The following is an 8055-nucleotide window of genomic DNA, read 5'->3' on the forward strand; positions in this document are numbered from 1 at the left end:
ATCGGCCGCCATGTATCCCTTCTCCTTCACCAAAGTCTCCGACACCCGTGAGGCTGTTAACGCCGGCCGTGACGGCGGGCGTTACATCGCCGGGGGCACCACTCTGGTCGACCTGATGCGCGAGACCGTCGAACGCCCCGAGACACTCGTCGACATCTCCGGTCTGCCGCTGCGCGAGGTCACCGTGACCCGGCGCGGTGGCCTGCGCATCGGCGCGCTGGTGAGCATGGCCGAGACGGCCGCCCACCCCAAGGTGCGCTCCCTGTATCCGGTGATCTCGCAAGCGCTGGAGCTGAGCGCATCCGCGCAGCTGCGCAACATGGCCACCATCGGCGGCAACATCATGCAGCGCACCCGGTGTACGTACTTCCGTGACGTGAGCGCCGACTGCAACAAGCGCGAGCCCGGCTCGGGTTGTGCCGCGCTGGAGGGCGTCAACCGTACCCATGCGATCCTGGGCACCTCCGACGCTTGCGTGGCCACCCACCCGTCCGATGCGGCGGTGGCGTTCGCGGCGCTGGAGGCGCAGGTGCATCTGCTGGGCCCGGACGGCGAGCGCACCGTGCCCTTCGCCGACTTCCACCTCAGGCCCGGCAACACCCCCAACCGTGAACAGGCCCTGCGCCGCGGCGAGGTGATCACCGCTGTCGAGATTCCTGCGCTGCCGCGCCCGCTGAAGTCCGGCTACCTGAAGGTGCGCGACCGGCAGTCCTACGAGTTCGCGCTGACCTCCGCGGCCGTCGCACTGCATGTACGGGGCGGAGTGATCCGGGACGCGTACGTCGCCGCCGGAGGCGTGGGCACCGTTCCGTGGAAACTCCCTGCCGTTGAGGAAGCCCTCGTCGGTGAGCGTCCCTCTGACCGGCTGTGGGCCGAGGCAGCCGGCCGCGCCGCCAACGGGGCCCGGCCGCTCCGGCACAACCGGTTCAAGGTCGAGCTGCTCAAACGCACCGTCGAACGCCAGCTGCGCACCGTAGGAGACAGCAAATGAGCCCCCAGCCGCAGGCAGCCGTCGGCGCACCCCTGTCCCGGGTCGACGGGCGCCTGAAGGTGACCGGCCAGGCCACCTACGCCGCCGAGCACGACATCGACGGGGTGGTGCACGCCGTCGTCGTCGACAGCAGTATCAGCCGCGGCCGTATCACCGGTATGGACACCCGCGAGGCCGAAGCCCAGCGCGGCGTGCTGAAGGTCATCAGCCACCGCAACGCGCCCGAGCTGGCCTACCGCGAGTTCCCCATGATCCCCTTCCCGGGCGAGCGGCTGCACATCTTCCAGGACGACCGTGTCCGGTTCTTCGGCCAGCCGGTCGCGGTCGTGGTGGCCACCACGCTGGAGGCCGCAGAGCACGCCGCGAGCCTGGTGAAAGTCACCTACGACGCCGAGAAGGCCTCGACCGACCTGACCGACGCCCCGGCCGAAGACGGACCTCCGCCCTTCGCGCAGCCCTACTCGCGGGGTGACGCCGAGGAAGCGCTGGGCTCCGCGGACGTCCGGATGGAGATGACCTACCGTCTCTCCCGCAACCACCACAATCCGATGGAGCCGCACGCCACCATCGCCCGCTGGGAGGGCAACAAGCTCACCCTGTGGGACAAGACCCAGCACGTGATCGGTGTACAGAACGAGCTCGCGTCCGTGTTCGGCATTCCACCGGAGGACGTGCGTGTCCTAACGCCGTTCATCGGCGGCGCCTTCGGCAACGGACTGCGGCGGTGGCCGAACACCACCATCGCCGCGCTCGCCGCACGTGAGGTGAAACGCCCGGTCAAACTCGTCCTGACCCGCAGGCAGATGTACTTCAGCGTGGGGTTCCGGCCCGCGTACGAGTACAAGCTGCGGCTGGGCAGCAGCCGGCGCGGGCGGCTGACCGCGATGACCCACGACTACAAGTACGAGACCTCCAGCTACGAGCAGTTCTGGGAGGCCAACCTGGCGCTGGGGCAGATGCTCTACGCCGTGCCGAACGTCAGCCAGACGCCCCAGATCGTGCCGCTGGATGTCGTCACCCCGATTTGGATGCGCGGCCCCGGCTACTCCACTGCCAGCTTCGTCATCGAGTCGGCGATGGACGAACTCGCCTACAAACTGCGCATGGACCCGATCGAGCTGCGGCTCCGCAACGAACCCGACGAAGACCTGTCGAGCGGACTGCCCTTCTCCACCCGGCGGCTGCGCGAGTGCTTCCGCGTCGGCGCCCGCGAGTTCGGCTGGCACCGGCGCAATCCCAAGCCCCGCTCCACCCGCGACGGCGACTGGCTCATCGGCACCGGCGTGGCCACCGGCTGCTACGACGTCTTCCAGAGCGAGGCCAATGCCCACGCCAGGCTCGATGCCGACGGCACCGTGGTGGTCCAGTCCGCGACCCATGACGTGGGCACGGGCACGTACACCTCCATGAGCCAGGTCGCCGCCGACGCCCTCGGCCTGGCGATGCGCCACGTCACCTTCCGGCTCGGCGACTCCAGGATGCCGTCGGCCCCGCCGCAGGGCGCCTCGCAGACCATGGCCAGCGTGGGATCCGCCGTCCAGAACACCTGCGACAAGCTACGGCAGCAGGCCATCAAGCTCGCCGTCGAGGACGAGCGCTCACCGCTGCACGGTGTCGACGCCGACGACATCGTGGTCCGCGGCGGCCGGATGCATGTGAAGGGCAACCCCGCGCGGGGGGAGACCTACCGGCAGCTCCTCGCCCGCAACAACCGCACCCACCTGGAGGCGCGCGGGTCCTACTCCCCGGTGCCGGAGGAGGACAGGCGGTTCTCGATGTACGGCTACGGCGCGGTGTTCGCCGAGGTCGCTGTCGACGCCCGCCTGGGTCTTGTCCGGATGCGGCGGATGCTCAGCGTCTACGACGCGGGCCGGATCATCAGCCCCAAGCTCGCGGACAGCCAGGCCATGGGCGGAATGATCGGCGGCATCGGCCAGGCCCTGCTTGAGCACACGGTCACCGACCACCGCGACGGCCGGATCACCAACGCCAACTTCGCCGACTACCTCGTCCCCGTCCATGCCGACATCCCCGACCTCAAGGCCATCTACCTCGACGGGGAGGACTACAGGGCCGACCCCATCGGCGTCAAGAGCCTGGGCGAGCTCGTAATCGTCGGCGTGGCGCCCGCCATCGCCAACGCGGTCTTCCACGCCACCGGACGCCGCGTCCGCGAACTGCCCATCACCGCCGAAGCCCTGCTCTGAACCCCGGGCGGCAGGGGCCCCTCCCGCCACCGGCAGGGGTCCTGAGAGCCGTCCCACTGATCGGCCCGCCGCCGTGCCTCTATCCCCCCTCATGCCGGCACGGCGGCGGGCTTCCCAACCGTCCGAGGAGATCCACTCATGCTGAACATCGCGGACACGCTGTACCGCTGGTGCCGCGAAGCCCGCCCCTTCGCGCTCGCCACCGTCATCCAGGTCAGCGGCAGCGCACCCCTGCCGGTCGGCACCGCACTGGCCGTGGACACCGATGGCAACGTCGTGGGCAGCATCTCCGGCGGATGCGTGGAAGGCGCCGTCTACGAGCTGTGCAGGCAGGTGCTGGAGCCGGGCGAACCCCCGCAACAGGCCTGGTTCGGCTACTCCGACGACGACGCCTTCGCCGTGGGACTGACCTGCGGCGGTGAGCTGGAGGTTCTGGTCCAGCGCGTCGTCCCCACCGACCAGCCCCACCTCACCACCGCCCTGGAACAGGTGCTGGCCGGTCTGCCCGTCGCCGTGGCACAGGTGGTGGACGGGCCGCAGCACCGTCTCGGCCGCACCCTGTCCGTCTTCGGGGGCGGCAGCGCGTACGACGGGACACTCGGCAGCCAGCAGGAGGACCGTACGGTGGCCACCCAGGTCCGCGCGCTGCTGCGGGCAGGCCGGACCGGCCGCGTCGAGATCGGCGGGGACGCCGACACCTGCCCGGAGAAGCTGACGCTCCTGGTCCACACCCACGCACCGCCGCCCCGCATGCTGATCTTCGGCGCCGTCGACTTCGCCGCCGCCCTCAGCCAGGCCGGACGCTTCCTCGGCTACCACGTCACCGTCTGCGACGCCCGCCCCGTGTTCGCCACCCACGCCCGCTTCCCGCACGCCGACGAGGTCGTCGTCGACTGGCCCCACCGCTACCTGGAGGCCACGGAAGTCGACGCCCGTACCGCGATCTGCGTCCTCACCCACGACGCCAAGTTCGACGTCCCGCTGCTGCGCCTGGCCCTCGACCTCCCGGTCGGCTACATCGGCGCGATGGGCTCCCGCCGCACCCACGAACACCGCCTGGAACTCCTGCGCGAAGCCGACGTAACCGAGGCACAACTGGCCCGCCTGCACTCCCCGATCGGACTCGACCTCGGCGCCCATACCCCCGAAGAGACAGCGATCTCCATCACCGCCGAGATCATCGCCCACACCAACAACGGCACCGGCCTGCCCTTGTCCCGCGTCCCCGGTCCCATCCACGGTTCCGTCCCGGTGGCCCAGATGTCGTCACCAGCCGCGCTCCTGGCCGCATGACGGCGAGCACCGAGTCGTCGCGCGCTCGCTGACGAGCCACAACAATCCGATACGCGTTGAGGAGAGGCCCCACGTGCTCATCGACACCCACGGCCGGGTGGCCACCGACCTCAGGGTCTCACTGACCGACCGCTGCAATCTGCGCTGCACGTACTGCATGCCCGAGGAGGGCCTGCAGTGGCTGGCCAAGCCCGACCTGCTCACCGACGACGAGATCGTCCGTCTCATCGACATCGCGGTCCGTGTCCTCGGCGTCACAGAGGTCCGTTTCACCGGCGGCGAGCCGCTGCTGCGCCCCGGCCTGGTCGGCATCGTCGAGCGGGTCGCCGCCCTGGACCCTCGCCCGCAGATGTCCCTCACCACCAACGGCATCGGCCTCAAGCGCACCGCCGAGGCCCTGAAGGCCGCGGGCCTGGACCGGGTCAACGTCTCCCTGGACACCCTCCGCCCGGAAGTCTTCAGGACCCTGACTCGCCGGGACCGCCATCAGGACGTCCTCGACGGCATCGCGGCCGCCCGCGCCGCCGGACTGAACCCCGTCAAGGTCAACTCCGTCCTGATGCCCGGGCTCAACGAGGACGAGGCTCCCGATCTCCTCGCCTGGGCCGTGCGGCACCACTACGAGCTGCGCTTCATCGAGCAGATGCCCCTGGACGCCCAGCACGGCTGGAAGCGCGACAGCATGATCACCGCCGGCGACATACTGACCTCCCTGCGCACCCGCTTCGACCTCACCCCCGAGGGCAACGAGGAGCGCGGCTCCGCCCCGGCCGAGCGGTGGCTCGTGAACGGCGGCCCACACCGCGTCGGCGTGATCGCCTCGGTCACCCGCCCCTTCTGCGCGGCCTGCGACCGCACCCGCCTCACGGCCGACGGCCAGATACGCACCTGCCTGTTCGCCCGCGAGGAGACCGATCTGCGTGCCGCGCTCCGCTCGGGCGCCCCCGACGAGGAGATCGCCCGCATCTGGCGGCTCGCGACGTGGGGCAAGAAGGCGGGTGCGGGCCTGGACGATCCCTCGTTCGTACGGCCGGAGAGGCCGATGTCGGCCATCGGGGGCTGACCGAGTGGCAGGGAGGTACGGAGGTATGGCAGCCGACCGAGCCCACGAGCACCCCGGTGAGCAGGCGCACCCGCAGCCGATCAGGCTGATCGCGATACGGCGGACACCGCTCTCCCTGGAGGAGGTCTTCCAGGCCGTCGGCGACGAGGCGGCGGGCGGGATCGCGCTGTTCGTCGGCACGGTGCGGAATCATGACGCGGGCGCGGACGTGGACGGACTGGGGTATTCGTGCCACCCGACGGCGGAGGCCGAGATGCGGCGGATCGCGGAGAAGGTCGTGGCGAACTATCCGGTGCGTGCCCTCGCCGCGGTGCACCGGGTCGGTGAACTCGCGGTGGGGGACACGGCGGTCGTGGTCGCTGTGGCGTGTCCGCACCGGGGAGATGCCTTCGTAGCCTGCAGGAAACTGATCGACGGCCTCAAGCACGAGGTGCCCATCTGGAAGCACCAGAAGTTCTCGGACGGAACCGATGAATGGGTCGGTGCGTAGAGCCGACATCAGCTCGGCCGGCCACCCGCCCACCTGTCGACTGCACCGGGCACAAGGCGTGGACTTCCCCACGTCTCAGCGCAGCGGCTCCATCTCCCAACTGGCCAGCATCCGCAGGGCTTCCTCCGACCGGGAGCCCGGCTCGGCGTGGTAGGTGACCAGCCGCATGGGGGCGCCCCCGGGCAGCGCCATGGGCTCGTGGACGAGGTCGAACTCTCCCACCAGCGGGTGCCGCATCCGCACGGAGTCGCCGACGGTCCCGCAGCTCACCTCGTGCCGTGCCCACAACCGCTGGAACTCCTCGCTCTTCTGCGACAACTCCTGGATCAGCGAAGAGAGGTACGAATCCTCGGGGCTCTTGCCGGCGTTGATGCGCAGAACGCCGGCGACTTTCAGAGCCGTGCGGTCCGGGTCGGCGAACCGGTCGCGCGCCTCGGGCGAGAGGAAGATCAGCCGGGCCGTGTTGCGCTCCTCGGGCGGCAGCCGGCCCCAGTCCCCGAAGACGGCGGCGGCGAGCCGGTTCCACCCCAGGATGTCCAGGCGCCGGCTGACGACGTAGGCGGGCACGCCGAGCGTGTCGAGCAGGTGCTGGACGGTGGGCCGCAGTCGCTGCGGCGGGGGCACGGCCTGCGTCGTGCTCTGCCGCTCGGGCTGGGCCAGCCGGCCCAAATGCTCACGCTCCTCCTCGCTCAGCCGCAGGACACGGGCCACAGCGTCCAGCACCTCGGCCGACATGCTGTCGCCGTATCCCTGCTCCAGGCGCGCGTAGTAGGCGTACGACACCCCCGCCAGCTGCGCCAGCTCCTCGCGCCGCAACCCGGGAACCCGCCGCCGCCCGTGCGAGGGCAGGCCCACGTCCTCGGGCCTGATCCGGGCCCTGCGGGAACGCAGGAACTCCCTCAGCTCGGTACGCCGATCGAGTCCGGACGTCACTTGGTCACCAGGCGCCACATGTGAAGACATCTCTGTCCTCCAGTTGTCAAACGTGCCTCGCAGGTGCGGGGCAGCGTACATCATCAACCTTTTGACTCAGCTTGATACTGAGTCTCAGCTCGATGTAGAGCCTCCCCATAAGACTTCACTTCGAACGGGAGTATTTCCCATGAGCAAGATCTGGTTCATCACCGGCTCCTCGCGCGGCTTCGGCCGCCAGTTCGCCCAGGCGGCCCTGGAGCGCGGCGACAAGGTCGCGGCCACCGCCCGTAACACCGACTCCCTCGCGGACCTGGTGGCCGCCCACGGCGCGGCGATCCTGCCGCTGAAACTGGACGTCACCGACAAGGCCGCCGCCACCGAGGCCGTCAAGCGGGCGCACGACCACTTCGGCCGCCTGGACGTCGTCGTCAACAACGCCGGATACGGCCTGTTCGGCGCGGTCGAGGAGCTGACGGAGCAGCAGGTCCGCGAGCAGATGGAGACCAACTTCTACGGCGCCCTGTGGGTCACCCAGGCCGCCCTGCCCCTCCTGCGGGCCCAGGGCAGCGGCCACATCGTGCAGATCTCCACTGTTGGCGGCGTCGTCTCCTTCCCCAACCTGGGCGGCTACAACGCCTCCAAGTGGGCCCTGGAGGGCCTGACCGAGGCCCTCGCCCAGGAGGTCGCCGGCTTCGGCGTCAAGGTCACCCTCGTCGAGCCCGGCGGCTTCGAAACCGACTGGGCCGGCTCCTCCGCCACCTTCGCCGCTCAGCTGCCCGCCTACGACGAGCTGCGCGCGGCCGTGGCCGCCGCCTGGGGTGACATCAAGTCCGGCGACCCGGCCGCAACCGGCGCGGCCCTGCTGAAGATCGTGGACGCCGACAACCCGCCCCTGCGGGTCTTCTTCGGCACCGCCCCGCTCCACCTCGTCCCGCAGGTCTACGCCGAGCGACTGAAGACCTGGGAGGAATGGGCCGACGTCGCCACGCAGGCCCAGGGCGACGCGGCCTGAACCCACGTCCCGGTGGTGACCCCGACCGGCACCGCCGGGGCGAGAAGCCGAGCCCCGACGACACCAGCCGGCTGAGGGCGGCGC

Annotated in this window: 7 protein-coding genes; 6 read left to right on the top strand and 1 reads right to left on the bottom strand. The window is 70.3% G+C overall.

Features of this window, described 5'->3' with window-relative positions:
• Nucleotides 1-10: 10 nt before the first annotated feature.
• The 5 genes from ACYVO6_RS09150 to ACYVO6_RS09170 all read left to right on the top strand — a co-directional run bounded on the left by ACYVO6_RS09150 (nucleotide 11) and on the right by ACYVO6_RS09170 (nucleotide 6044).
• The gene (locus ACYVO6_RS09150) at nucleotides 11-991 is read left to right on the top strand and encodes an FAD binding domain-containing protein (protein ID WP_461059111.1); all 981 of its coding nucleotides are present in this window, start codon (nucleotides 11-13) and stop codon (nucleotides 989-991) included.
• Nucleotides 988-3198, top strand: a complete 2211-nt coding sequence (locus ACYVO6_RS09155; protein ID WP_461059113.1) for a xanthine dehydrogenase family protein molybdopterin-binding subunit — start codon at nucleotides 988-990, stop codon at nucleotides 3196-3198. The genes ACYVO6_RS09150 and ACYVO6_RS09155 overlap by 4 nt, the downstream gene beginning before the upstream one ends.
• A 138-nt stretch (nucleotides 3199-3336) precedes the next feature.
• The gene (locus ACYVO6_RS09160) at nucleotides 3337-4491 is read left to right on the top strand and encodes an XdhC family protein (protein ID WP_461059115.1); all 1155 of its coding nucleotides are present in this window, start codon (nucleotides 3337-3339) and stop codon (nucleotides 4489-4491) included.
• Between the two features lie 73 nt (nucleotides 4492-4564).
• Nucleotides 4565-5554, top strand: a complete 990-nt coding sequence (gene moaA / locus ACYVO6_RS09165) for a GTP 3',8-cyclase MoaA (RefSeq protein ID WP_461059117.1) — start codon at nucleotides 4565-4567, stop codon at nucleotides 5552-5554.
• Between the two features lie 25 nt (nucleotides 5555-5579).
• Entirely contained in the window at nucleotides 5580-6044 is a 465-nt protein-coding gene (locus tag ACYVO6_RS09170; protein WP_461059119.1) for a molybdenum cofactor biosynthesis protein MoaE, read from the top strand.
• A 75-nt stretch (nucleotides 6045-6119) separates the two neighbouring features.
• Here the strand turns inward: ACYVO6_RS09170 and ACYVO6_RS09175 are convergent, their stop codons facing one another.
• Nucleotides 6120-7007, bottom strand: coding sequence for a helix-turn-helix domain-containing protein (locus ACYVO6_RS09175; protein ID WP_461059121.1), 888 nt, complete (start codon nucleotides 7005-7007; stop codon nucleotides 6120-6122).
• A 139-nt stretch (nucleotides 7008-7146) separates the two neighbouring features.
• On the opposite strand from ACYVO6_RS09175, the gene ACYVO6_RS09180 reads away from it, so the two are divergent.
• Nucleotides 7147-7971, top strand: a complete 825-nt coding sequence (locus ACYVO6_RS09180; protein ID WP_461059123.1) for an SDR family oxidoreductase — start codon at nucleotides 7147-7149, stop codon at nucleotides 7969-7971.
• Nucleotides 7972-8055 lie beyond the last annotated feature (84 nt).

It is taken from the genome of Streptomyces pseudoechinosporeus, assembly GCF_054783935.1.